Genomic DNA, 24223 nt, shown 5'->3' on the forward strand with positions numbered 1-24223 from the left:
TTGAGTTGAGCCTTGACCATTACGGAATGGGGTAACAACATGTTTTTTCCGGGTAACTATCAGTTTAAATTTGTAGGAGTTTTAAAATGGCAATAGGCACAGTCAAGTGGTTCAACAATACCAAGGGTTTTGGATTTATCGAGCCATCCGAAGGTAAGGAAGATGTTTTTGTTCACCACTCGGTGATTTTGGGTGATGGATTCAAAACCTTATCTCCCGGCCAATCGGTTCAATTCGACATCGAGTCGGGTCCAAAAGGTTTGACTGCTGCAAATGTTCAGCCTAAATAATCCATAAAGGCTCCGTCATAAAAGGCTCTTGAAATCAAGAGCCTTTTTTTTGTCTGTCAAAAATGGCATGCTTATCAAGCAGGCAGGCTATAATCGAAATACCCTTTCAAACTACCTTTCTTGCAACTATGGCCCGCGACTTTTCATCGTTAAAAAATCTGGATATTCCGGTCAAGGTTCTGTTTACAGGCTATCTCACCACGGTTGCCGTGGGTTATTTGTTCGCCTTGATTCAGATTCTGTTCACTCATGGCATGGCCGACGGTAAGTTTGGTTTATCGATAGACGATATTGTCTACAGCTATTACGGCAACCGCTCCGGTACCATGCTGGAAACCAAGCTGAATGGTTCGATGAAGGAAAATGCGTCGGAACAGGAGCGCTTCGTAATCATGCAATGGGTTCGAGATGGTGCCGATCAGGATGATTATGCCGACTCGGGCGCGGAAAAAGTCATACAAGAACGCTGCGTGATGTGCCACGGCAAGGATGCGCCAGTCCCCGATTTCACCAATTTCGAGGTACTAAAAGAGCTGACCCGTGAAGACGAAGGGGCTACTTTTAGTTCCTTGACCCGCGTGTCACATATTCATTTGTTTGGCATCAGCTTTATCTTCATGTTTGTCGGCTTGATTTTCAGCTTTGCCGAAACCAGTACCACCAAATACAAATCCATCGCCATTGGTATGCCGTACCTGTTTTTATTAGTGGATATTTTGTCTTGGTGGTTGACCAAATTGCATCCGATGTTTGCGATCTTGGTGATCCTGGCGGGTGCCGGCATGGCGTTGTCGTTTATGTTTATGTGGACGGTTTCCGTGTTGGAAATGTGGTTATTCGACAAAGTATTTCTGGATGTCAACGGCCAGCCGCGCCCCCAGTGGAGCACCCTGGTTGAAGCCAAACTGCAACAGGTCGGCTGTGATCATGCTCTGACGCTGGGAAACCAGCTATGTTGCATGACAAAATCCACGGCTATGCAATTGTGGCAACAATGGCTTGTTCGGGGCTTGCCATGGATCAGGCAATGGCTGCAAGAACGTTTGGGGAAGAAAAATTAGCCGACAATGTGATACGGCTTGCAAATGCGTAAACAGTTTTCAACTTATGACTATCCTTGCCGATAGCCATAGCATTAAGATTGATACTCAAACACGGGAGGTGTGATATGAACATAAACCCATTATCCAGCGCAACCAACCTAATTAGCTCCGCTCAGCAAAAAGCCGGTAACGCAGCGCAGACAATTGCCAGCATTCCGGTTCAAAGTCAAGAGGTCGGAGGCAACGAAGCGTTTAAATCCACCGATCTGTTCAAACCGGTTTTGAGTTTAAAAGAAGCCGAATTCGAGACTTCCGCCGCGACCAAAGTCATAAAAGCTCAAAACGAAATGCTGGGCAGCTTACTTGACATCAATGCCTAGGATTGCGCCAAAAGATAACGTCCCCAAATTAGTCGCCCTCGGCAAGAAGCCGGTAATTTCAGCAAACAACCAAAATGCTCCGCGTGTTTTCAATGAACTCCGCGGGGCATTTCGCTGAAATCATAAATGCATTCCCCTGGATGTTTCTTCCTCGCTATTGATTCTGGCAAGACCATGCATCAAAGAGGTTGGCGAGGTTTAATCGAGCATGCCGAGCATCAGGATGGATAACGCAAAATCCGTCCCTTCCAACGCCAATCAATCGCCGAAGGTTTCAATCTGAACAAACCAGACTAAGCATCATCTAACCTTGCCGCGCTTCAAATAATAGCCTAGGCCGTCCCCCTGTAGCGATGAGTCTGTTTGATGAATCATAGGCTTACAACATAAATAACGCCAAGAAATACACCACGGGATCGGCCCGTCTTGGCAACGAGGCATTCCAGCCTAAAAGCAATGAGTGTTCCAGTCGAAAATAACGGATCATTGGGCTATTGGGCGGTTGCGCCGGATTAGGCGCTATCACAACCCGGAATACCATACGATCAGGTTTACCTCTTGCTTCCACCGACAAAAAATCAATCGTTTGCGATTGAGTTAGGCGTTCGGCCTTTTCAGCTAGAGTGATATCTTGGCGATCAACATGGTAACGAGTGTATTCAGCTGAAATCCATCTTTTCAAGACATCCGTGGCTTCAGGGTCAATACTCAAATGTGCAAAAAACAATCTGAATACTAAAAAACACAAAGCGAATATGCCTAACGACGACGGCTTTAATACTAGTTTCAACAAGGGTATAAACAATTTATCTATAAATCAGCAATGCCAGTTAGTTATCTCTGACTCCCTCAAGCGCCCCTGCAATTTCACCTGTTTTATCTACTTGCTTGAGATAGGTAACCACTCTTGATCGCCCGCGCCAGTTCATGCACGGCCATCGCGTAGTGAGTGCTCTGGTTATAACGAGTAATCACGTAAAAATTTGGGTGGCCCAGCAAATATTCATCGGTGTCTTGATGCCGGAGCTGTAGCAAACGCAACGGATAATCACATTGGCAATTGTCGGCTGGCGATAGACCTATTTGTTTGAGGACAGTCAGCGGATACTGATTATCCAGTCCCGGCTCCAGGCTGCCTGCCGCGGCCAGATTACCGCGAATAGGGGAAACCACGGGTTGTCCCGATTTCCAGCCATGCTGGGCAAAGTAATTGGCAACACTGCCTATACAGTCTTCAGGGTCCCACAAATCGCGGCGACCATCGCCGTTAAAATCCACGGCCCATTCCAAAAAACTACTAGGCATGAATTGACCCAACCCCATGGCGCCCGCGAACGAACCAACAGGCTTGGCGGGATCGATGCCTTCACCGCGCGACATCACTAGAAAATTCTCCAATTCCCCCCGAAAGTAATCGCCGCGCCGCTGATAATCGAAAGCCAAGGTAGTCAGGGCGTCGATCACCCGGTGATTGCCGACATAACTGCCAAAGGTGGTTTCTACCGCCATGATGCCAAGGATATATTCAGCCGGCACCCCGTATTGCTGACTGGCGCGTTGCAAGGCGGTTCGATGCTTTTGCCAAAAATCGACACCACTATTGATATGCCTGTCATCCAGAAATTTGGCCCGGTAACGCGACCAGCTACCCTTCCCCGGTTTGGCCTTTAAGCTTTGATCCGATTTTACCAGGTAATCCAAGGTCCACTGCTTGCGCTTGGCTTGCGAAAACAGGCCGTTCAAGTAAGCCCGGTCAAACCCATGTTTTTGCGCCATGAAATCGATAAACTGATTTAAAGTGGAATAACCGGCATAATCGCCGGAAATCGACGCCGCCCGGTATCCACCGACGGCCGCTAGAGGGCGTAAGTCGGGCGTCGCCGTCCTGGATTGGCTGGGGACGGGTTGTTGCGTGAGAGCGCGCACGGGTTGCACAACGGCTTGAACTTTCTCGGCTTGATTCGCGCAACCGGCAAAAAATAATAGGGTCAAGCCCAGGCTGAAGCGTTTTGTAAAAGATACTGCAAGATTCATGTTTTAGGGGTATTTAGCGATACAGGCTGCCATTGTTTTCATCGGTCTCGGTCAAATGCATCTCGTCGTTGTCGAAATTGGCGTTTTCGGCTCCCAGTTTGATCATCAACCGGACTTCGTTTCTGGAGTCGGCCGAATTCAGTGCATCTTCGTAGCTGATTTTACCAGCTGTATACAGATCGTATAGGGCCTGATCGAAGGTTTGCATGCCATGTTCGCGGGAGTTTTTCATCAATTCCTTCAGTTTATGCACCTCGCCCTTGCGAATTAAATCCGATACCAACGGGGTGTTCAGCAAAATCTCAATGGCCGGATAACGTCCCTTGCCATCGGCACGCTTGACCAATTGCTGGGCGACGATGCCGCGTAAATTCAATGACAAATCCATGAATATTTGCCCATGCATCTCTTCCGGGAAGAAATGCAAAATCCGGTCCAGCGCCTGGTTGGCATTATTCGCATGCAGCGTGCACAAGCACAAATGTCCTGTTTCGGCAAAAGTAATAGCATGCTGCATGGTTTCCTTGGTCCTGACCTCACCGATTAGAATCACATCCGGCGCTTGCCGTAGTGTGTTTTTCAGCGCCACTTCGTAAGATTCGGTATCCAGCCCGACCTCGCGCTGAGTGATGATGCAGCCTTTATGTGGATGCACGAACTCGATCGGATCTTCGATGGTGATGATATGGCCGTTACTGTTTTCGTTGCGGTGCCGAATCAAAGCCGCCAACGAAGTCGATTTACCGGTACCGGTAGCGCCCACGAACATCACCAGACCGCGCTTGTACATGATCAGATCTTTCAAAACCGGCGGCAAATGCAACTCTTCCGAAGACGGAATATTGGTTTCGATGCGGCGTAACACCATGCCTGCGGCATCGCGCTGGGTAAAGGCGCTGACCCGGAATCGGCCCAAACCTTCGACGCCCATCGCAAACTGGCATTCCTTGGTATGTTCGAATTCGTCTTTCTGACGTTGCTCCATAATGCTCAAAACGATTTTCAGCGCCTGGTCGGCGGTCAAAATGTTTTTGGAAATTTCCACCACCTTACCGTCGATTTTCATACAGGGCGGCTTGCCGGCGGTAATAAATAAATCCGATGCCTTTTTTTCAACCATCAAGGCTAATAGTGCTTTGAAATCCATAGTGCCTCCCGATATTAGCGGAACATGTCTTTATTGACGGCTTTCACCATCGCGGCTTTGGCGGTAATCAAACCTTTGTCAACCAGTTCCTTGAGGTTTTGATCGAGAGTCTGCATGCCTTCCTTACGTCCGGTTTGAATCGCCGAATACATCTGCGCCACTTTCGCTTCGCGGATCAGGTTACGAATGGCGGCGGTGCCGACCATGATTTCATGCGCGGCGATCCGGCCACCACCAACTTTCTTCAACAGGGTTTGCGAAATAACCGCCTGTAGCGATTCCGACAGCATGGAACGAATCATGTCTTTTTCCGCCGCCGGAAATACGTCGATGATACGGTCTATGGTTTTGGCGGCCGAGGTGGTATGCAAGGTGCCGAACACCAAATGGCCGGTTTCGGCGGCGGTCAGTGCCAAACGAATGGTTTCCAAATCCCGCATCTCACCCACCAGAATGATGTCGGGGTCTTCCCGCAACGCGGAACGCAAGGCTTCGTTAAAGCCCAGGGTGTCGCGATGCACCTCACGCTGGTTGATCAGACATTTTTGGCTCTCATGCACAAACTCGATAGGGTCTTCCACGGTCAAAATATGCGAGTAATCATTGCAGTTGATGTGATTGATCATAGCCGCCAGCGTGGTGGATTTACCGGAGCCGGTCGGGCCGGTCACCAGAATCAAGCCACGCGGTTTAGTACAGACTTCCTCGAAAAATTTCGGCGCGCCCAACTCTTCCAGCGTCAACACCTTGGATGGAATGGTCCTAAATACCGCACCGGCGCCTCTATCCTGGTTAAAAGCGTTAACCCTGAAACGAGCCACGCCGGGCAACGCAAACGAAAAATCGGTTTCCAGAAACTCTTCGTAATCTCGCCGCTGCTTATCGTTCATGATGTCGTAAATCAGCGCATGTACTTCCTTATGATCCAAAGCCGGGATATTGATACGGCGGATGTCGCCGTCCACCCGGATCATCGGTGGTAGGCCGGCGGAAAGATGTAAATCCGAAGCTTTGTTTTTAACGGAAAAGGTCAATAATTCGGCGATGTCCATGGTTTATATCCCGGCTAGGTGGATGCAATAAATTGATAATAGAATAGTATAGATTAAGCGGTTTCCGGCAAGGCTAGCCTGCGCTCGCGAGGCCAGCCGGCAATATCGGGAACCAGAATGCGGGATTGCGAAAGCAATTCCGGTTCGGCCAAGGCGCGCCTAGCCGCCGGATACGGATGAATAATCAATTGGCCGTGAATGATCTCGCCGACGATATTGTCCGGCAGATCACCTAAATCTTCATATTGGGCAAACCGAGCCGTCGAGCTGTTCATGCTTACTTTCGCTCGCTACGTTCCGCGCAGCGAATGCATTGATTGGCATAGGGCAACACCGCCAAACGCTCCTTCTTGATCGGCTCGCCGCAAATCAGACAAATACCGTAGGTACCGGCGTCGATTCTGGAAATTGCCTGCTTGATTTTTTCCACTTCATCGCGGGCAGTGTTACCCAAGGCATCCAGCACTTCATCGTTTTCAGCTTCCACGGCCTGCTCGGAAAAGTCCTGGTCCAACGGTTTATCGACATGTCTGACATCATCGGTAATTTTGCTCAACCGGTCGTCAAGCTCTTCCAACATGTCGAGTAAATGGGTACGCACTTCTTGGTATTCTTTCATGATGTTCTCCGCAGCTAAGCTGCCATGGTGGCTGCCATTATAACGGCGTGCCGGGCGTCGGGTTCTTATACAATGAACCGAGAAGCGGTGCAATAATGCTTATCGATAGCCAGCAACAAACCGGAGCCGTTGGGCCGGGCGGCTCGCAATACTGGGATTTATGACTCACTTTCGGAGCATGGCATGACAAAAATACGCGTATTAAAGCCGGTGGTTGAAATCGATGGCGACGAAATGACTCGCATCATCTGGCATTTCATCAAGGACAAACTGATTTTGCCGTATCTGGATTTAACTATCGATTATTACGATCTGAGCATCGAACACCGCGATGCCACCGACGACCAAGTCACGATAGACGCCGCCAACGCCATCAAAAAATACGGAGTCGGCATTAAATGCGCCACCATCACCCCGGACGAAGCACGGGTCGAGGAGTTCGGCCTAAAAAAAATGTACAAGTCCCCCAACGGCACGATCCGTAACATCCTAGACGGCACCGTGTTCCGCGAACCGATCATTTGCAGAAACGTGCCTCGTCTAGTCCCGAACTGGACTCAACCAATCTGCATCGGCCGTCACGCCTTCGGCGACCAATACCGTGCCACCGACTTTATCACCCAAGGCAAAGGGAAACTCAAAATTACTTTCACGCCAGACGACGGCAGCGCCGAACAGTCCCACGAAGTCTACCACTTCGACGGCGACGGCGTGGCTCTGGCGATGTACAACACCGACGCCTCCATCGCCGGCTTCGCTCGCAGTTGTTTCAACGTAGCGCTGGATCGCGGCTGGCCACTGTACCTGTCCACCAAAAACACCATCCTGAAAAAATACGACGGCCGTTTCAAGGACATCTTCGAACAGATTTACCAGGCCGAATACAAAGACTTGTATAAAGCCAAAGGCATCATCTACGAACACAAACTGATCGACGACATGGTGGCTTCGGCCTTGAAATGGAACGGCGCCTTTGTCTGGGCCTGCAAGAATTACGACGGTGACGTGCAATCCGACACCGTCGCCCAGGGCTTCGGCTCGCTGGGATTGATGACATCGACGCTGGTCACGCCGGACGGCAAGGTCATGGAAGCCGAAGCTGCCCACGGCACGGTCACCCGCCATTACCGGATGCACCAACAGGGCAAGCAAACCTCGACTAACCCGATCGCCTCGATTTTCGCCTGGACTCGCGGACTGGCTTTTCGCGGCAAGCTGGACGGCAACGCCGAGTTAGTCAAATTTTGCGAAACCCTGGAAAAAGTCTGCGTCGATAGCGTGGAAGCCGGACAGATGACCAAGGACTTGGCTCTATGCATCCACGACGACGATCTCAACGACTCGCATTATTTGACGACCGAGAAGTTTCTCGAAACTTTACGAGAAAATTTGGAGCGAAGTCTGGCTCTTTAATACCTTAAAATAACCGAAGAAAGCGGCCGAAAGAGCGCCCAGCCATCATTGGCGGCCCCCTAGGATTTAATCCTCATAAACGTGAACGGCAAAGCTAGCGAGGCAGCAACCGAATCGAGTGAAAACTAACCAATCTTTGCCGTTGTTCATCCCACAGGTTCAACCATAACGATTTAAGACTATTGCGCAAGGTTAACGGCCTCACTGTCTGCAATAACGGTACTTCATCGAGGCAGCGCTGCAAATTGTAGTTGGGAATATTGGCCCTAACATGATGAATATGATGCAGACCGATGTTACCCACTATCCATTGCAACACTTTTGGCAACTTATAATAGGAGCTGCCGGCCAGCCCCGAATTAATCAGATCCCAATTTTGCTGGCGTGCCCAATACACATCTTCATACTGATGTTGAACATAGAACAACCACATCCCGGCAACAGACGCCATCAGGATAATCGGCAGTTGAATCAACAAATAATTTTTAAACCCCAAAGTCAAACTCATCAAAACAATAACCGCAACGATAGCCAAATTAGTGAACATCACACTGTTTCGTTCGCGTTTTTTGGCTCCGCGACTGGGGAAACGCTGAAGGATCAAAAACAACACCAACGGGACGACACCGAACAACACCAGCGGATTGCGAAACAACCGATAAGCCAGGCGCTTAGCTCGCGAAGCCGACAGATATTCGTCGACGGTTAGGGTCCAAATATCGCCCACGCCGCGCCGGTCCAGGTTTCCCGAAGCCGCATGATGAAGAATATGAGTGCGCTGCCAATCTTCGAAAGGCGTGAAAGTCAAAATACCGGCGACATATCCCAACACCCTGTTCGCCGCGCGCGACGGAAAGAAAGCACCATGGCAACAGTCGTGAAAAAGGATGAACAGGCGAACCAAAAAACCGGCGGCAGGCAGGCTTAATAATAAGGTTGCCCAATAAGGAAAATCATATAGCACGGTAACAATCATCAATACCCATAGCCCGAGATATGGAGAAAGGGTATTGGCGACTTGCCAAAACGCCTGACGATAATCTGGTTGCGCATACTTCGATACCGCCTGGATCAATTCTTGCCGAAAAGCCTGGGTATGTTGGTTAAAGATGGATGACTGGGGTTCGAGGTGAATAATTGGCTGCGGCATAAGTAAAAAAGGGAATGAGGGGACAAAGCCGGCAATGGGCTGACGGTTAATGAAGCGGCGGGAAATAGATTGAGGATTTCGAGCGGAAACAAACTGACTATTGGCGCATTGCAAGACATCTATTACACGCAAACTTCGGAGTCTTCACCCCACCCTATCCGACCGGACGCCTGCAGTGGTGCGGACAGGAAAGTGGCCTGGATCAGCTGGGGAAGAAGAGTTAAAAACCGAAGCTTAAATTGCAAAAAGTTATGTCGGCAATTTCTTACTAAATCGCTGTCTTTTTCAATAACTGGTCTTTAGTGATAAAAGCCATGTGGGAAGTTCAACAAAGATGAGAAAAAATATCCGCCCCCGGCGTAATTGCCGAATAGGTTGTGAACGTAGTCTTCTGTACCGCAAATAGACTCGTATTGTTTCTTCCTATTGCTTTGGTTGGGTCGCCAGCTAGAAGGCATAGAGAAATTTGTATTACCTTTCCAAGTATTTATTAGTTCAGGAATGGTTGTGGGAAAACAAAAATTCTTACACCCTCTCTATTGGCGGTTGGCACTGGCGGTATTTTTTCGCACCTGTCTTAATGGTTCGCTTAACGTAATGAATGCGACTGATACGCCTAGCGCCTTGGCGGCAAACTATGGCTCCTCCGTTCTTGCCAAGACCATAAGATGGCTGCAATAGCAAGGAGGCGTTTGCGCCGCGAGGAATCGTTTGACATTCGGCGCAATACCTATCGGCTTCCTGAGCGAGATGTATACCGGACCCCGTCTACCTACGCGCCTAAACAATTTAACTGACAAGAATTATCAAATTCGCAGCATGTCAAACCACACATTTAACAAGGAAATATGAGCGATTTCACTCGCTCTCTCAGCCCTCAAACTCCGCAACCAACATCATTCAATTCCATAACATATTGTTTTTTTAATTACAAACATCGTTTGGCATGCCATCCGCTATTTAGTGGGAGAGTGCGGCTTTTTCAAGACCGCGGCTCGCAAGGGGCCTTGTAGGGAGTTTCGCCTGGAACAAATTGGAAGGCTTTGAATTTCATCGGGGCCGGCCGATTGAGGCGGAAAGGGAACGAAATTTCTCCCGATGTCAATTGCGCTTGGGTTTGACGCGTCCGGTTATGAAAGGAGCGTCGGTTTCGATTTACGGACAACATAAGGTCTATATGAAATATCAAACAATTTCAGCCGCGCTTGCCTTGCTGGTGAACGTATCTTCCGCATCGGCGAGTTTAATTGCCGGCGATCTTCCCGCGCGTGCGGGCGAGGATGGCCTAGGCATCGACTACGCCTTTCAAATGTATCTCGATCCCTCTTCCGGATTGGTAACAGAAAACCAGGCCGGGCCAGTAGGTTCGAAAGCTTGGTCAGACCCCTCCAATATCAACGGGTCCAACGGCATACCGTTGGGCTGGACCCATACCTCGGTTTGGGGATACATCCGTTTGCAAACCGATGCCAATGTTCAAATCAGCTTGTCTCCAAACGGCGGCGACCTAGTGCCGGCCTGGTCCTTATGGCGCGGCGCCGAGAACGATGGCGGAAACTTCCATACCTATTATCAAGACGCCGTGCCGGCATGGGTAGACGCCGCCGGCTTTGCTCACATTGACCACGTCACTACCGGACCCGGACCTTATTCCGGACAAGCCGCGACATTATCGTTGTTCCTCACGGCTGGCGAATACACCATCGCAATCGGCGGAAACGACAACAACAGCGCCGGACATCAAGCCAATTATTCGTTTTCGGTGAACGCATCTCCGGTCCCCGTGCCTAGCGCAATTTACCTATTCGCCAGCACGTTAGCCGGTTTTCTCGCGGTCCGCCGTAAACACGCCATCTAAATTTGGAATTCGAGAATCAACATCATGAAAAATAACAAAAAGGCTATTCGCGGTTTACTGATGGTATCCGTCTCTGCGGTATTTCTAGGCGCTGGCCAAGCAAACTCGGCCACATTTTCCGGATTAGGCGCTTTCGCCAGCAACGCTACCGGCATTTCCGCTGACGGTTCAACCGTGATCGGTTACGGACCCAACGCCCTCGGCACCGAGGCGTTCCGATGGACTCAAAGTGGCGGTTTACAATCCCTCGGCGTCATTAGCAATGGCGTAGACCATAACAGTTACGCCGGCGCCGTGTCTGCCGACGGTTCGGTGATTGCAGGTTACAGCACGACAACGTCGGGAGCCTTTAACGCTTTCCGGTGGACTCAGGCGACCGGCATGGTTTCGCTGGGAGGCGTTGGCGGCAACGATGGGTTTACGCGAGCCGACGACATGAGTGACGACGGCTCCACTATCGTCGGCTACAGCCAAACAGCGGCCGCGCCGAACGGTGCCGGTTATCGATGGAATCAAGCTAACGGAATCGAGAATATCGGAACGTTGTCCGCGCCTTACAACGTTTGGAGCTGGGCGCGCGGTATCAGCACCGATGGCTCTACCATCGTCGGACAAAGCAATAGCTTTAGCAGCGGCCATGCGTTTCGCTGGTCAGAATCCGGCGGTTTTGTCGACTTAGGTGTTGCGGCTGGAGCAAGCAGTTCCGGCGCAACGGATATCGCCAACAACGGTACGATTGTCGGTGGCGGCAAGGTCGGTACTTCCAACCTAGCCATGATCCGGACCGAGGTCGGCGGCTGGGAAATTCTTGGAACCTTGGCCGGCTACAACAATAGCAGCGAAGCAGGCATTTCCGCCGATGGCTCTCTTGTTTACGGAATGGTATTCAATCTACCGACCACGTCCACGCCGTTTACGCAAGAGGGCATGGTATGGGATAGTAACCACGGCATGCGTTTTGCTGATGACTGGCTGACCCAAGACCATGGTCTCGATTTGTCTGATTGGACGATTCAATACGTCAGCGGCATCTCAGACGACGGCTTAGTAGCCGTCGGTTATGGTTTACATAACGGTAACGTGGAGGCATGGGTTGCCGATCTAAGACCGGTTCCGATTCCAGGCGCAGTTTGGTTATTCGGTTCAGCAATAGCCGGTTTAAGCGTTGTCGGCAGAAAGCGCAAATAGCCACCTACCCGTTCGCGCGGTGCCGAGTTCGCCATCGCGCGGTATTGTTTGTCGAATTATCGGGGAATTTGCTACGAGACAGACCGATATTTTCCGGCATCTGCCGCTTGTTGCCATGTTGTGGTAAGCAAACGGCTGCATGAAAAAGTTGGGCCGACTTACGACCGTTCAGGACGGGGATTATCACCCCCGTCCTGAACGTTTAAAACCAGCGTGAATCCATTCTACGCGGAAATTTTTGAATGTCTCCGATTGGCCAAGCTAAAGAATTCAAAATTTGGCCTGATATGTTTTTGGACAGTCGGCAATTTTCAGCGGAATACGCATTTATTCACCGAAACAGCGATTTGCGATAGAGATATAAATGCAGGCCCAGATTGACGACAAATAAGTAGCCAGTCATGGCATGTAAGCGTCTCCAGCGTTTCTTGCGTGCCGTGGCGAGGGCTAAAGAAGCCGCCAAACTGCCCATCATGACTATTTTGTTATAGCGGTTGATGCGTTTTTTCGTCAATAACGGCGGCGTTAGCGGTTCGGCTAAGACCTTGTCGACGGCTGTATCAAGTTTTGTTTCCAACACTGCTATTTCAATGACGTTGGGATCAAAATTCACCACAACGCTACCGGTGCGGGCATTGCCTTGCAATTCGGTGATGGCCGTAATGTTCAACAGCTGTTTGCTAAGTTCATTTAATCGCGCCTGGTCACGCAGGCGTTTGTCGCGGATTCTGATACGCCCCGGCAACGAAGATACTATTCTGCTCATTCTCCACTCGTCCATATTGGATAGATAAATTGATATGCCTTGTTTCGGCGTAGCATATGCTACAGCAGTTTGGGGCTTATTGGATCGGTCCGCTGGCCGCGAAGCCACGGACCATGGCAAGCGGTATAGTTGCAAGAGGTATTACTCGAACCGACAATCGAGCATACCTCTAGGGTAAGACGTGCTGCGCGCGGAAACGAGGCCAATCGTTAGCCGCGAAATGATTTTTACTCATCCTGTACTCGCCAGACCGACGCTGCCGAAACCAGCCTGCGCGCCGCATCAAAAAATCGATGAGGCCGATGGATGAATAATATTCAGAATCTCCAACGGATAGAGCAACGCTTCCGACGTCGCTGACTGGATAACGTCCGGCGATAATTGCAAAAACTCTAAAACGCCCTGGTTGAATTCCGCAGCCTGGGCATTGATGTCGTAAGCCTGATGATGGCAAGGTTGGATGTTATTGGATATTTTTGCCGCCACATGCAGTATGCAAGCTTCCCCTTGCGGTGCATTTTCGTTCAACGGATCGAACTGGTACAAAACCAGCCGGGAAATTTCATCGGGCAACTTCCATTCTTGCAGCAATGCCGCGCCCAATTCCGCATAATCAAAGCCGAATAACTCCTTTTCCAACTGCAATATCGCGGCATCGCTTTGATCGGGATGACTCAATATCCGCGCCGACTGTTGCGGATATTGGCTAAACAGAATCAATTGTCCAAGACTGCTCAATAAACCGGCTATATAAAATCGCTCGGGATTATTGAGTTTAAAATGCTTGGCCAGAATTTTCGCCAGTACGCCCTTGACGACACTGTGATACCAAAAGGTATTCATATCGACCAGAGTCTCCGAAATGCTATCGAACTGGGCCGTGACGGCAACCCCCAACACCAGATTTTTCAACTCCTGCAAGCCCAGCATTGCCACGGCACGGGAAACGCTATCGATTTTATTGGTGAAACCGTAATACGGGCTGTTAACCAATTTCAGCAGTTTCACTGTCAATGCAGGATCATGCAGAATCACCTCTTCCAGCTCGGTGAAATTCGGCTCCGCCGAGTTCAATATTTGATTGATCGTCACCACGATTTCGGGTAACGAAAAAACATTCCGCACTTGTCGGGCTAAGGTTTGGGCATTCATCTAGTAACCTTTTCGGCAATTGATTCGCTCATATCGAATCGGGATAAACCGTTGAATTTTGCTTAAATATCCAGAAAAACACTTAGTGTGCAATCGAGCGGCATGCGAGCCGATGACGCGGGGCTATTACAACGCAATTTATGCTAAAAGCCTATTAAAAATCATGAACAATTGCCCTTCACCCGCTGGAGAGAACATATTGTGCCTCGCGCTGAATCGTTACGAAAATCGCCATAAATCCACTTTGCTTTGAAAATCGCCGGTCTGGATGTAGTCTAATCAAAATAATCCACTCGCTTCTATTCAACACCCGCCATGAACAGCAAAACTCTCATTTTCGTTGTCGTGTTGACGATAGCCGGTGCCGTATTTTTTTATAGCAAACGCCCCCAACCGATTGAAGTGGAGGCTTATACCCTATCCGAGGGTGAGGTGCAGTCCACAGTGGCCAATACCAGAGTCGGCACCATCAAGGCATGCCGCAGAGCTTATCTGGCGCCGGCCACCGGCGGCCAGATTGCCGCTTTGCATGTAAAAGAAGGTGACAAAGTCAAGCAGGGTCAATTGCTGCTTGAAGTTTGGAATCAGGACCTGAAAGCGCAAGTTGTCTTGCAGAAAGCGCAAATAGGAGCCCACCGCGCCAGTGCCGAACAGGCATGCCAATTGGCCGGTGGTGCCGAGCGGGAAGCGGCGCGACTGTCAGAATTGCAGAAACGCAATAACGTAGTATCCGAGGAACAGGTCGATAAGTCAGTGACCGGCGGCAAGTCGCAACGCGCCGCCTGCCGGGCCGCGCAGCAAACTATCGAAGTCGCTCAAGCCCAGTTGGCCGTCGCCGAGGCGGCAGTACGCCGAACGTTGGTGTTGGCGCCGTTCGACGGTACCGTCGCCGAAGTTAATGCCGAGCTTGGCGAATTCGTCACGCCATCACCACCCGGCATCCCTACCCTACCGCCGATCGATTTACTGGATCTCAGTTGCCTGACCGTATCAGCACCGATAGATGAAGTCGACGCGGCCGCGATCAAAACCGGCATGAGCGCTTGCGTGTCGCTGGATGCCTTTGCCGACAAACGTTGCTCCGGCATTGTCACGCGGGTAGCGCCTTATGTATTGGAAAAGGAGAAACAGGCACGTACCGTGGAAGTGGAAGTTACGCTACGCGACCCGAAGGATCTGGCGGAACTGATGCCCGGTTACAGCGCCGACATCGAAGTGCTGTTGTCGAAAAAAGACCGGACTTTGCGCCTGCCGGCCGAAGCGATCTTGGAAAATAACCGGGTGCTGTTGATCGACGAACAGCAGGTGTTGCACGAACAACATTTTCAGGCTGGATTATCCAACTGGAGTTATACCGAGGTATTGTCCGGACTGAAGGTCGGCGATCGCGTTGTGCTGTCGGTGGGTAAGGAGGGTGTGGCCGATGGTACTAAGGTCGACATCAAGCCATGATTCAACTGAGTAATATTCATCGCTATTTTCAGGTGGGCGAGCAGACCGTACATGCGCTGAACGGTGTGGATTTATCGGTTGAGCGCGGCGAATATGTGTCGGTAATGGGGCCGTCCGGCTCAGGTAAATCGACGTTGCTGAATATCATCGCCCTATTGGACCAACCGAGTTCCGGTGGTTATATATTGAATGGGCATGATGTTACCCGGCAAACCGACGATGAACTCGCCAAAATCCGCCGTGACAACATCGGTTTCGTGTTTCAGTTTTTTCATTTGATTCCCCGCTTAACCGCGGCCGAGAATATCGAAATGCCAATGATCCTGGCTGGCATCGATAGCAAGCAGCGTAAGGAGAAGGTACGGCAGTCCTTGATTTCGGTGAATTTACTCGACCGCGCCGAGCACAAACCCAATCAGTTATCCGGCGGCCAATTGCAGCGTATCGCTATCGCCAGGGCCATGATCATGCAGCCGGCCATTCTGTTAGCCGATGAACCCACCGGCAATCTCGACAGCAAGTCCGGGCTGGAAATCATCGACTTATTGGAAGCCCTGAATCGTCAGGGCGTGACCTTGATGATCATTACCCATGACAACAACATCGGCGAACGGGCCAAGCGTCGGATCAAAATTGTGGACGGTATTATCGCTGATTGACCATGCCCGGCTGTATTACGGTGAATACGTGTTTCAACACATCGAGCTTATGCCGCCGGATTTGTAGGGACTCATGCTGCATATGGCTGCACAAGGCGCAGGTGGTGCCGGATAGCAGCTTCAATTCATCCGCCGAAATTTCATCGCCACAGCGGGAACAATAGACATTTTTGTGTACCTTTTTCATTTCCCCTCCCATTGAATAACAGGCTGACAGAATAAGTACAAATATCCGGAAGATCCGTGGAGCTGTCGGCACTTCTTCCGCGTTGATGCTTTGGTAATGTGATCTGGATAAAGTTCTGGCTCGATAAATTAAATGGGCGCCATTCAGGCAAACCGTCGATGGAACGGCTTGCTCTGAGTAAATGACCGTGGTCGGCGGAATATTGTATCAACGAGGCTAAGCGCCGCTATTGCTTGATGGTTTTATAACCTTCCTCGCTTTCGCGCATAACTTTCTGGCCTTCTTCAACTAGAGCCTGACCTTGTTCAATTTTAGCCTGGCCATCGCGTTGCATAGCCTGTCCCTTCTCAACCATTTTTTTGCCTTCTTGCCAGCGACTACCCAATTGCGCAATACCTTGGCTATCGCGCAACATTTGTTCGCCGGACAGAATTTTTTCTTGCGTGGTCGGCGGCGCGACTGGCTCGCTGGCGCAACCCGCCAATAGTAAGGCCAAACCCATGCCTTGCATATTGAGTAGGAAACGGTTTGTTTTCCGCATTGTAATACCCTCTTAATTTTGCTGATCAAAAATCGAAAAAAATAATGCTAACGGCCACCTTATCGCCATTGCTATCCGATGGACGAATATCCTAGCTTACCCGCCATACCGCGTATAGGGCAATACAGAAAACCAAGGTACTGGGAATTACCGCCATCAGCATGGGATTCATCTCGTACACCAAACCAAGATGGCCGGTTATTCTATCCATGATGTTAAAACTCATGCCGATCAACACCCCCATCATGATTCTGCCGCCGGTACCAATACCTCGGCCAATGCCGATCACGAACGGGACCGAGACCATCAGCATCACGAAGGTAACCAAGGGGTTGATCAAGCGACTCCAGAAGGCTAATTCATAGCTTTGTGATTTCTGGTTGTTGCTTTTCAGGAAGTCGATGTAATTGAACAGATCATACAGCGACAGGTTGTCGGAATTGACCACGGCCACCTTTAACAAATCCGAGTCGATCGAAGACTGCCACTGCATACTAGGCTGGCTATCGGCGTTTACCCGTTGCGGACTGATGAACGATTGCGCGACATTGCTCAATTGCCATTGTTTGTTACCCAGAAATTTCCCATGCTCGGCCTGGGTCACTTGACTAAGTTTATGCTGCCCATCAATTTCATAAACCCGAATATCACCCAGCGAACCGTCATCCAGAATTCTACGCACATTGATAAAGCGGTTACCTTCACGCAACCACATGCCGTATTGCGTGCGCATCACCACCCCATTGTTTTGAGCCGTGGTTTTTAATAACTGGGCGGAGCGCTCGCTGGAAGGGGCGACGAACTCGCCGACAAACACCGCCACCATCACCAGTAACAGACCGGCCAACATAATGCTGCGTATGATCCAGGCGGTCGATAAACCGGCGGCCCGCATCGCCACGATCTCGCGGTTGTTGGCCATGGCCCCGACCACAAACAAGCTACCCAGTAATGCCGCGGATGGCACCAATTCATAAAAAACCCGAGGCGACGTCAGCGCCAGAAACATCAGGATTTGCTTCAAGCCATAGCCGCCATGCCCCAGTTCCTTTAGTTCGTCACTGAAGGTAAACAGGTTGAACAGCGTCAACAGCAACAGCAAGGCTAGCAAAGAACCCTTGACGACTTCTCTGATGATATAGAAAGTCAGAACATTCATACCGTCACCTTGCCGGTCAATTTAAGTGCCACCCATTTCCAGCTGTATAAACGTACCAGCATGAATAAACCAACGATGAGCAACAAGGCTTCCACCCAAAAATAACCCAGCCAACTCGGCACAATGCCGCTGACGACCCAGCTATGGTTGATACGCTGTAAATTTCCGTAGGAAAAATAAATCCCGAATGCGATCAATACGCTGCCGTAAACGCCGCCGCGAGGCGAGGATTTGGCCAACGGTACCGCCAGAAATGCCAAAATTAGCACGCCCAACGGCACATTCAATCTGTCCTGCATCAGGGCAATCTCGGTAACGGTAGTCGATTTCCAGATTTTTTCGGTCGGCAAGGCTTCGATACGCGGCACAAAAGCGATGGCTTTTTTCTCCACCAATACCGCATATTCCCTAAAAGTTTCGATGGTGTAATCTTTTTGGCCGGGTATGCCTTGAACGCGCTCGCCCTGCTCCAGAATCAAATACAAGCCGCCGGGCAAGTACTCCAGTTTGCCGAACTCGGCATTCACCACGCCCAGCTTATCGCCTTGTTTGTTTTGGACAAACACATTATGCATTCGACCGTTGACATCGACATTTTCGGTATAAAAAATCAATTCGCCACTGCTATATTCGCTAAAACGGCCGGCGGAAATACCGCGGATATCGGAATTTTCCCTATCCTGATGCATCAGCAATTCGGTTTGCGCTTCCGCCCATGGCGCGGCAACCATCGATAAACCCGAAGCACAGACGCTTAGAGGCACCACCAGCCAGAATACCGCGCGATAAATGGTGGATACACCGCCTCCCGCCGAGGCGATCGCCGCGATTTCCTGCTCTCTATGCATGCGTCCCAGCACCATTAAGACCGCCATGAACAATGAGGCCGGCAAAAAGGTGGTAGCGGCAATCACGATTTTCAATCCAAGTAGCGCCAGCACGGTTTCACTGGCGATATTGCCTTCAATCGCCTGCGCCAAGACTTTAATGAATTTGCGGCTGACGATGATTACCACCAGCACGGTCAGAACCGACACGACGGTTTTAAACAGGTCCTTAATGATCATTTTGTCCAACACCGTCAACAGCCGGAAAGGCCTGCTAGCGCCGGGGATTGCTCGATCTATGCTCAACAATATTCTCCAGGTTTCAAATCGGCATTTGCCGTTATTTTAGATGGGCTGCATTAACCGTCGGCTTAAGTCCGGCCTCATGCTTGCCCGCGCTGTCATGTATAATTTATCTAACCCCCGCATCGGGAACTCTTTACTTTACGACAATCACAGACACTGACATGGACTATTCTATAGAAAGCGTAACCTTAGACAAACTGCAAAGCGACTGTCTGTTGGTTGGCATATACGAAAATCAGCAACTCAGCCCTTCCGCCACTCATCTGGATAGCCTTTGCAACGGTCTGGTCAGCAAACTGATTGCCCGTGGCGACATTAAGGGTAAAAATGCCGAAACGTTATTGATCAACAATTTGCCCGATACCGCTATCGACCGGGTGGTATTGGTGGGTTTTGGCGAACGCGGCAAGCTCACCCGCAAACAATTCCGTAAAGCATTGGCGGCGGCGACTAAAGTCGTCAAGTCGGGCAAGATTCAAACCGTCGGTTGCGCATTGCTGGATATGGAGGTCGAAAAATCCGATGCGCAGTGGTTGGCTAGACAAATCGTCGAAGTTTTCAATGACGGTCTGTATCAATATACCTTTACCAAGCAATGCGACGACAAAATATCGTTGCAACACTTAAGCATTATTGTCAACGATGCCAATAAACAGCTGGCCGAAATCGGCTTGCAACAAGGCATCGCCATCGCTCAGGGTATGGCGCTGACCAAACAATTGGCCGATTTGCCGGGCAATATCTGCACCCCGACTTATTTAGCCGAGCAGGCATTGGTTTTGGCCGGACAACACGACAAACTGACTTGCGATATTCTGGAAGAAAGCGATATGGAAGCCTTGGGCATGGGAGCCTTTCTGTCGGTGTCGCGCGGCAGCCGGCAACCGGCAAAGCTAATTTGCCTGGAATATCATGGCAACGATACACATGCCAAGCCGATTGTGTTGGTCGGTAAGGGTCTGACTTTCGACGCCGGCGGCATCTCGTTGAAACCCGGCCAAGGCATGGACGAAATGAAATACGACATGTGCGGCGGCGCCAGCGTGTTGGGTATTTTACGCGCCGCTAGTCTGATGAATTTAAAACTTAACATCATCGGCCTGATTCCGTCATCGGAAAATTTGCCGGACGGCAATGCCAACAAACCCGGCGACATCCTGACCAGCATGGCCGGCAAAACCATCGAGGTATTGAATACCGACGCCGAAGGCCGTTTGATCCTGTGCGACACCCTGACCTATGCCAAAAAATACGATCCCGAAGTGGTGATCGACATGGCCACGCTGACCGGCGCCTGCATCGTCGCCCTGGGCCGCGTGCCCAGCGGCTTGTTCGGCAACGACGACAAATTATGTGACGACCTGCTCGGCGCCAGTGAAACCGCTTGCGATTTACTGTGGCGGATGCCGATTTGGGAAGAGTATCAGGAGCAACTGAAATCCAATTTTGCCGATCTGGCCAACATTGGCGGTCCGGATGGCGGCAGTATCACTGCTGCGGTATTTTTATCCAAATTCGCCGAGGAATACCGTTGGGCGCATATCGACATTGCCGGCACTGCTTGGCGCACCGGCGCGGCCAAGGGCGCCACCGGCCGGCCGGTGGCCTTGTTGAGCCAGTATTTGATCAACCGTGCGGCGGCCTGAAGTCGTATTTTATGTCCTGGCGTCCACGTCTCAGCCTGAGCGCCAGGATTTTGCCTGCAAGCTGATCGAAAAAATTTATCGTAGTGGACAGTTTTGCTATGTATTGACCGACCATGACCAACAAGCCAGCGAAATCGATAAACTGCTGTGGACTTTTCGCGCCGGCAGTTTCGTCCCGCACCAGTTATATCGGGGCCAACTACCAACTTATCAAAACACCGTCTTGATCGGCGGCGGTAACATTCCGGAAAACTGGCAAAAAGTGATCGTCAATTTGTCCACTCACTTTCCTCCCACCGTCGCCCCTACCGAGCGCATCGTGGAAATTCTGGATAATAGCGAGGAATGCAAGCAAGCGGGTCGGCAGCGTTACCGGCACTATCTCGAAGCAGGACTGGAGATCACCACGCACAAAAACGAAGGCGGCATCTGGTTGGAAACGCGCACCCAACGCTAAGAGGCTGGGCGCGTGATGCAAACCCAGCCAATTGTTAACTTTATAGAGATTTATAAAGCGCTAATGCCTTATTCAATTCTTCGGTCGCCCTACTGACGTTTCCGTTTTTCGAAAGAATCTGGCCTTGGATCAGTATGGAATGAGCTTTTTTCGCAACATCCGAATTTCCAGCAATCAATTCAGAAGCCGTTCTGGCGGCTTTCAAATGAACTTGGGCGGCGGAGAAATCGCTTTTACTAACTTCAACCAAGGCTTTCTCGATATGCGAAATAACTTCACTTGTGCTAGAGGTTGATGAAGTCGCCGCCGCCGGAGCTTGAGCTTCTTCTTCCGCAAATACGCTAACGCTTGCCAAACTGAAGGACATGGCCAGGGACACTGTAAACGCTGCTTTTGTAAAAATATTCATGAAGTAAATTTTGTGTGATGGTTGATAAGGACCAATGCCCTAAAAAACACGTCATCACAGTATAGATTTCTTGAGCCAGAACGGCATATGGCTAGTATCACCATCCCTGCAGACTGGAACAAGACCCTCGAAAGGGCTTGACGCAAATCCATGCTGATTAAAGGTATCGTTTTTGCTATTGGTTTAGCTGAAAAGCACGATCGCTTTTCAGCTCCCATCATATCGGATATGGCGGCTTGCCAATGGCTTAATTGATGCGACAAGTTGTCGCGTGGCCGCAGACCATCCGCGCATTTTTCAGAACTTACTCCACCGTCCCCTGTAAACGGGTAATCCAGGCATGTTTGGCCAACGGATCGACATTAAACGCCAATGCCCAAGGCTTGTGCAACAAGCCTTCCTCGCCGGAAGCATTTGGATTGAGCTGGCGTTTCTGCACAAAATCCACCATGCGCTTCAGATTATAAATCAGCAAAACCCGATTGCACTCTCCGCCGCGATAGATCAGATAGCCAACGTTGTCTTCAGCCAGCGCCGGATTTCTGTCGATCAGCGCCGTCAACGCACTATCGCCGTCTTGAGCCAGACTTTTCAACACCGAATCCTTATGCCGGGTCATCATGGTTTTATAATGTCGCGCCAGGCCGCCGCCAATTTGCTGTTGCTGCAGATATTCGATGTCTTCGTCGTACAACAAAAAACTTTCCGCAACCAGATAATGTTGGTCGCGTTCGCCGTCGTTGGCAAACAACGACAACTTGGCCAGCGCACTATCTTGCAGGGCTAGTAGGAAGGAGTGCGGCGAGCGGATGTGTTTATCGATAGTCACCACCCAAGGCAGGGCGCGGCCGGTAGCGGCAAAACGCGACTTGACGCTACCGATGACGCCGGAACGCGATAATTCCTGTTCCCGGCCGGCTGGCTTGACTAAAAACGCGTCGACGGCGGTTATCTGGGTGTGGAAGCCGGCCGCCCGAAATTGATTGATCACGGTGGAATAGCGTGGTTGATAAGGAATCCCGGTACCGTCGTACAAAATATTGATCCGGCTTTCCCGTGCATGCTCGGCCACCAGATCGCGCAAACGGTTGGCAAAGGGTTCCACATAGACGTAATCGTCGCTATGGTGATCGGCCGCGGTCAGCAGGCAATACAAATCGCTCAGTTTGCGGAATTCATCCAGCGAGGCTATCACAAAATTATCACCGCATTGGGCTTGGGCGATTTCCTCCACTGCGGTTTTGCCGGCCCCCGCGCCGCCCATGCACATAAAGAGCTTGGGTTGCTCGACCGGCGTTTTGCCGTTAAAAATCTTGTCCAACGCAACTTGCAAGGCGCGATTAATCTTGGCCAGACGTTGGTAGGCAATTTCCACCGTACGCCGCAAACGCGGCTCGCTCCGGGTGGCCGCCAGCATTTTCCTCTTTAAAGACGGATTATCGGCCAAGGCAAATACATTGGCTTGTTCGCCGACGAATTGCTTGATCAAGTCCAGTAATTCGGCATGACTTGGCGGACGCAGGCTGGTCAAAATATTGATATCCAGGCAAAACAACGGCGCCACGCCATCTTCTCGTATCGGAATCGCATCGATCGCTGTTTTACCGGGCAAACGCAAATCCTCGGTACCCGGCAGGAAGCCGATGACCTGTTCGGACACGCTCAGCGGATTATCGACGAAATGTTGGCCGGTGATGAATTGATCGACCTGAATAGTTTGCAGCGGCACCAAGCCACCATTCACGGTGACCAGACACTCGATACCGTCGGCGGTGGTATGCGACAAAAACGGGATGCCTTGTAAAAAACGTTTGTTTTCCGGCCATTTGCCATAGCCATTGGCCTTGTTCGCCAGATTTTTGCTACGGGTCGGATCCAGCGCATGCCTGAATGCCTTACCGAGAGCGGCATGGGTACTGGCCGGATCATGCAGTGCCACGGCATCCGCCGGCGCCAGACGGCGAAAGTCGATGCCTTGTTCATAGACCGCTTTAAAAGCCGGCAAATTGCCCAGCGCCGTGATAAAAAAATCCAGCGTGATGCGATTGCCATAAGAGTAAGGCCGAATACAGCGTAACTCTTGATAGAAGCCGGCCAAGCGTTCGGCAATATCCTGGCTTTGAATCACGAAACCGTTATTGTCGAAGATCGCGCTATCTTGATTGCTGTCGCCATTCAACACCAGCCGCTCGATGGCAATCCGGAACCGCTTGCGCTGCTCCTTATCCAACATGGTTCCCGGCCTATGGTTGACGGTAATCTGTTCTCTCCAGTCGTTGAACATCTCTCTGTGTATGCGCGAAAACAGACCGGTCATATAGGTAACGCGCTTGGTTTGGTCGTGGGAGACCGTGGCCTCCAATTCCTGTAATAATTTTGACAGAAGCCGGCTACCTTGGGCGATCGCCAGAGCGGTGCGCAACCGCTTCAATTGCCGGTAAGCCGGGATGTTGCGGTGGGGATTTTGCTGCATATCTAGCCTTCCTAT

25 protein-coding genes are annotated in these 24223 nt (G+C 50.7%); 10 read left to right on the forward strand and 15 right to left on the reverse strand.

What is annotated here, in order from left to right; genetic code table 11:
• The first annotated feature begins 86 nt into the window (after positions 1-86).
• The 3 genes from IVG45_RS14525 to IVG45_RS14535 all read left to right on the forward strand — a co-directional run bounded on the left by IVG45_RS14525 (position 87) and on the right by IVG45_RS14535 (position 1713).
• On the forward strand, positions 87-290 hold the full coding sequence (locus IVG45_RS14525) for a cold-shock protein (RefSeq protein WP_196434523.1): 204 nt from the start codon (positions 87-89) through the stop codon (positions 288-290).
• Between the two features lie 128 nt (positions 291-418).
• On the forward strand, positions 419-1351 hold the full coding sequence (locus IVG45_RS14530) for a hypothetical protein (protein WP_196434524.1): 933 nt from the start codon (positions 419-421) through the stop codon (positions 1349-1351).
• A gap of 107 nt (positions 1352-1458) precedes the next feature.
• Entirely contained in the window at positions 1459-1713 is a 255-nt protein-coding gene (locus IVG45_RS14535) for a hypothetical protein (RefSeq protein ID WP_196434525.1), read from the forward strand.
• A 379-nt stretch (positions 1714-2092) separates the two neighbouring features.
• Here the strand turns inward: IVG45_RS14535 and IVG45_RS14540 are convergent, their stop codons facing one another.
• The 6 genes from IVG45_RS14540 to IVG45_RS14565 form a co-directional block, all read right to left on the reverse strand.
• Positions 2093-2461: a hypothetical protein gene (locus IVG45_RS14540; protein WP_196434526.1), complete on the reverse strand. Its 369-nt coding sequence runs from the start codon at positions 2459-2461 to the stop codon at positions 2093-2095.
• A gap of 128 nt (positions 2462-2589) precedes the next feature.
• Positions 2590-3747: a lytic murein transglycosylase B gene (gene mltB, locus IVG45_RS14545; RefSeq protein WP_196434527.1), complete on the reverse strand. Its 1158-nt coding sequence runs from the start codon at positions 3745-3747 to the stop codon at positions 2590-2592.
• A 13-nt stretch (positions 3748-3760) separates the two neighbouring features.
• Positions 3761-4894, reverse strand: coding sequence for a PilT/PilU family type 4a pilus ATPase (locus IVG45_RS14550; protein ID WP_196434528.1), 1134 nt, complete (start codon positions 4892-4894; stop codon positions 3761-3763).
• Between the two features lie 14 nt (positions 4895-4908).
• Positions 4909-5946 (reverse strand): type IV pilus twitching motility protein PilT, encoded by a 1038-nt coding sequence (locus tag IVG45_RS14555; RefSeq protein WP_196434529.1) that lies wholly within the window; start codon positions 5944-5946, stop codon positions 4909-4911.
• Positions 5947-5999: 53 nt separating this feature from the next.
• The gene (locus tag IVG45_RS14560; protein WP_196434530.1) at positions 6000-6221 is read right to left on the reverse strand and encodes a hypothetical protein; all 222 of its coding nucleotides are present in this window, start codon (positions 6219-6221) and stop codon (positions 6000-6002) included.
• Between the two features lie 2 nt (positions 6222-6223).
• A complete protein-coding gene (locus IVG45_RS14565; RefSeq protein ID WP_196434531.1) occupies positions 6224-6565 on the reverse strand; it encodes a TraR/DksA family transcriptional regulator in 342 nt (113 codons plus the stop codon).
• Positions 6566-6748: 183 nt separating this feature from the next.
• On the opposite strand from IVG45_RS14565, the gene IVG45_RS14570 reads away from it, so the two are divergent.
• Complete coding sequence (locus tag IVG45_RS14570) at positions 6749-7978, forward strand: NADP-dependent isocitrate dehydrogenase (protein ID WP_196434532.1); 1230 nt, start codon at positions 6749-6751, stop codon at positions 7976-7978.
• A gap of 94 nt (positions 7979-8072) precedes the next feature.
• Here IVG45_RS14570 and IVG45_RS14575 read toward each other — a convergent pair whose 3' ends face one another.
• The gene (locus IVG45_RS14575; protein WP_196434533.1) at positions 8073-9128 is read right to left on the reverse strand and encodes a fatty acid desaturase; all 1056 of its coding nucleotides are present in this window, start codon (positions 9126-9128) and stop codon (positions 8073-8075) included.
• Positions 9129-10305: 1177 nt separating this feature from the next.
• Between IVG45_RS14575 and IVG45_RS14580 the strand changes: the two genes are divergently transcribed.
• Both IVG45_RS14580 and IVG45_RS14585 read left to right on the forward strand, forming a co-directional pair.
• Positions 10306-10986, forward strand: a complete 681-nt coding sequence (locus IVG45_RS14580) for a hypothetical protein (RefSeq protein ID WP_196434534.1) — start codon at positions 10306-10308, stop codon at positions 10984-10986.
• A gap of 24 nt (positions 10987-11010) precedes the next feature.
• A complete protein-coding gene (locus IVG45_RS14585; RefSeq protein ID WP_196434535.1) occupies positions 11011-12174 on the forward strand; it encodes a hypothetical protein in 1164 nt (387 codons plus the stop codon).
• Between the two features lie 331 nt (positions 12175-12505).
• On the opposite strand, the gene IVG45_RS14590 is transcribed toward IVG45_RS14585, so the two are convergent.
• The gene (locus tag IVG45_RS14590) at positions 12506-12940 is read right to left on the reverse strand and encodes an HMA2 domain-containing protein (RefSeq protein WP_196434536.1); all 435 of its coding nucleotides are present in this window, start codon (positions 12938-12940) and stop codon (positions 12506-12508) included.
• A 282-nt stretch (positions 12941-13222) separates the two neighbouring features.
• Positions 13223-14092 (reverse strand): HDOD domain-containing protein, encoded by an 870-nt coding sequence (locus IVG45_RS14595; RefSeq protein ID WP_196434537.1) that lies wholly within the window; start codon positions 14090-14092, stop codon positions 13223-13225.
• A 315-nt stretch (positions 14093-14407) separates the two neighbouring features.
• Here IVG45_RS14595 and IVG45_RS14600 point away from each other — a divergent pair, with 315 nt between their 5' ends.
• Together IVG45_RS14600 and IVG45_RS14605 are read left to right on the forward strand one after the other, a co-directional pair.
• Complete coding sequence (locus IVG45_RS14600; protein WP_196434538.1) at positions 14408-15544, forward strand: efflux RND transporter periplasmic adaptor subunit; 1137 nt, start codon at positions 14408-14410, stop codon at positions 15542-15544.
• On the forward strand, positions 15541-16203 hold the full coding sequence (locus IVG45_RS14605; RefSeq protein ID WP_196434539.1) for an ABC transporter ATP-binding protein: 663 nt from the start codon (positions 15541-15543) through the stop codon (positions 16201-16203). Before IVG45_RS14600 ends, IVG45_RS14605 begins: the two co-directional genes overlap by 4 nt.
• On the opposite strand, the gene IVG45_RS14610 is transcribed toward IVG45_RS14605, so the two are convergent.
• From IVG45_RS14610 to lptF, 4 genes are all read right to left on the reverse strand, one after another.
• Positions 16190-16390 (reverse strand): hypothetical protein, encoded by a 201-nt coding sequence (locus IVG45_RS14610; RefSeq protein ID WP_196434540.1) that lies wholly within the window; start codon positions 16388-16390, stop codon positions 16190-16192. The two genes, IVG45_RS14605 and IVG45_RS14610, sit on opposite strands and share 14 nt — an antisense overlap.
• 226 nt (positions 16391-16616) lie before the next feature.
• Positions 16617-16931, reverse strand: coding sequence for a hypothetical protein (locus tag IVG45_RS14615; protein WP_196434541.1), 315 nt, complete (start codon positions 16929-16931; stop codon positions 16617-16619).
• 91 nt (positions 16932-17022) lie between these two features.
• The gene (gene lptG, locus IVG45_RS14620) at positions 17023-18090 is read right to left on the reverse strand and encodes an LPS export ABC transporter permease LptG (protein WP_196434542.1); all 1068 of its coding nucleotides are present in this window, start codon (positions 18088-18090) and stop codon (positions 17023-17025) included.
• Positions 18087-19157 carry an LPS export ABC transporter permease LptF gene (lptF, locus tag IVG45_RS14625; RefSeq protein WP_330165361.1) on the reverse strand — a complete coding sequence of 357 codons (1071 nt, stop codon included), beginning with the start codon at positions 19155-19157 and terminating at the stop codon, positions 18087-18089. The genes lptG and lptF overlap by 4 nt, the downstream gene beginning before the upstream one ends.
• Positions 19158-19384: 227 nt before the next feature.
• On the opposite strand from lptF, the gene IVG45_RS14630 reads away from it, so the two are divergent.
• Together IVG45_RS14630 and IVG45_RS14635 are read left to right on the forward strand one after the other, a co-directional pair.
• Positions 19385-20869 carry a leucyl aminopeptidase gene (locus IVG45_RS14630; RefSeq protein ID WP_196434544.1) on the forward strand — a complete coding sequence of 495 codons (1485 nt, stop codon included), beginning with the start codon at positions 19385-19387 and terminating at the stop codon, positions 20867-20869.
• Positions 20856-21326, forward strand: a complete 471-nt coding sequence (locus IVG45_RS14635; protein ID WP_196434545.1) for a DNA polymerase III subunit chi — start codon at positions 20856-20858, stop codon at positions 21324-21326. The genes IVG45_RS14630 and IVG45_RS14635 overlap by 14 nt, the downstream gene beginning before the upstream one ends.
• A 40-nt stretch (positions 21327-21366) precedes the next feature.
• Here IVG45_RS14635 and IVG45_RS14640 read toward each other — a convergent pair whose 3' ends face one another.
• Together IVG45_RS14640 and IVG45_RS14645 are read right to left on the reverse strand one after the other, a co-directional pair.
• Entirely contained in the window at positions 21367-21735 is a 369-nt protein-coding gene (locus tag IVG45_RS14640) for a hypothetical protein (protein ID WP_196434546.1), read from the reverse strand.
• 304 nt (positions 21736-22039) lie between these two features.
• Positions 22040-24208 carry a zeta toxin family protein gene (locus IVG45_RS14645; RefSeq protein WP_196434547.1) on the reverse strand — a complete coding sequence of 723 codons (2169 nt, stop codon included), beginning with the start codon at positions 24206-24208 and terminating at the stop codon, positions 22040-22042.
• Positions 24209-24223: the final 15 nt, after the last annotated feature.

This window comes from Methylomonas sp. LL1, from assembly GCF_015711015.1.
GTDB lineage: Bacteria > Pseudomonadota > Gammaproteobacteria > Methylococcales > Methylomonadaceae > Methylomonas.

Excerpts from the sequence above, each read along its gene's own strand:
- IVG45_RS14525 (WP_196434523.1), top strand. The coding sequence starts at position 87 with ATGGCAATAGGCACAGTCAAGTGGTTCAACAATACCAAGGGTTTTGGA.
- IVG45_RS14530 (WP_196434524.1), top strand. The coding sequence starts at position 419 with ATGGCCCGCGACTTTTCATCGTTAAAAAATCTGGATATTCCGGTCAAG.
- IVG45_RS14535 (WP_196434525.1), top strand. The coding sequence starts at position 1,459 with ATGAACATAAACCCATTATCCAGCGCAACCAACCTAATTAGCTCCGCT.
- mltB (WP_196434527.1), bottom strand. The coding sequence starts at position 3,747 with ATGAATCTTGCAGTATCTTTTACAAAACGCTTCAGCCTGGGCTTGACC.
- IVG45_RS14550 (WP_196434528.1), bottom strand. The coding sequence starts at position 4,894 with ATGGATTTCAAAGCACTATTAGCCTTGATGGTTGAAAAAAAGGCATCG.
- IVG45_RS14555 (WP_196434529.1), bottom strand. The coding sequence starts at position 5,946 with ATGGACATCGCCGAATTATTGACCTTTTCCGTTAAAAACAAAGCTTCG.
- IVG45_RS14560 (WP_196434530.1), bottom strand. The coding sequence starts at position 6,221 with ATGAACAGCTCGACGGCTCGGTTTGCCCAATATGAAGATTTAGGTGAT.
- IVG45_RS14565 (WP_196434531.1), bottom strand. The coding sequence starts at position 6,565 with ATGAAAGAATACCAAGAAGTGCGTACCCATTTACTCGACATGTTGGAA.
- IVG45_RS14570 (WP_196434532.1), top strand. The coding sequence starts at position 6,749 with ATGACAAAAATACGCGTATTAAAGCCGGTGGTTGAAATCGATGGCGAC.
- IVG45_RS14575 (WP_196434533.1), bottom strand. The coding sequence starts at position 9,128 with ATGCCGCAGCCAATTATTCACCTCGAACCCCAGTCATCCATCTTTAAC.
- IVG45_RS14580 (WP_196434534.1), top strand. The coding sequence starts at position 10,306 with ATGAAATATCAAACAATTTCAGCCGCGCTTGCCTTGCTGGTGAACGTA.
- IVG45_RS14585 (WP_196434535.1), top strand. The coding sequence starts at position 11,011 with ATGAAAAATAACAAAAAGGCTATTCGCGGTTTACTGATGGTATCCGTC.
- IVG45_RS14590 (WP_196434536.1), bottom strand. The coding sequence starts at position 12,940 with ATGAGCAGAATAGTATCTTCGTTGCCGGGGCGTATCAGAATCCGCGAC.
- IVG45_RS14595 (WP_196434537.1), bottom strand. The coding sequence starts at position 14,092 with ATGAATGCCCAAACCTTAGCCCGACAAGTGCGGAATGTTTTTTCGTTA.
- IVG45_RS14600 (WP_196434538.1), top strand. The coding sequence starts at position 14,408 with ATGAACAGCAAAACTCTCATTTTCGTTGTCGTGTTGACGATAGCCGGT.
- IVG45_RS14605 (WP_196434539.1), top strand. The coding sequence starts at position 15,541 with ATGATTCAACTGAGTAATATTCATCGCTATTTTCAGGTGGGCGAGCAG.
- IVG45_RS14610 (WP_196434540.1), bottom strand. The coding sequence starts at position 16,390 with ATGAAAAAGGTACACAAAAATGTCTATTGTTCCCGCTGTGGCGATGAA.
- IVG45_RS14615 (WP_196434541.1), bottom strand. The coding sequence starts at position 16,931 with ATGCGGAAAACAAACCGTTTCCTACTCAATATGCAAGGCATGGGTTTG.
- lptG (WP_196434542.1), bottom strand. The coding sequence starts at position 18,090 with ATGAATGTTCTGACTTTCTATATCATCAGAGAAGTCGTCAAGGGTTCT.
- lptF (WP_330165361.1), bottom strand. The coding sequence starts at position 19,157 with ATGATCATTAAGGACCTGTTTAAAACCGTCGTGTCGGTTCTGACCGTG.
- IVG45_RS14630 (WP_196434544.1), top strand. The coding sequence starts at position 19,385 with ATGGACTATTCTATAGAAAGCGTAACCTTAGACAAACTGCAAAGCGAC.
- IVG45_RS14640 (WP_196434546.1), bottom strand. The coding sequence starts at position 21,735 with ATGAATATTTTTACAAAAGCAGCGTTTACAGTGTCCCTGGCCATGTCC.
- IVG45_RS14645 (WP_196434547.1), bottom strand. The coding sequence starts at position 24,208 with ATGCAGCAAAATCCCCACCGCAACATCCCGGCTTACCGGCAATTGAAG.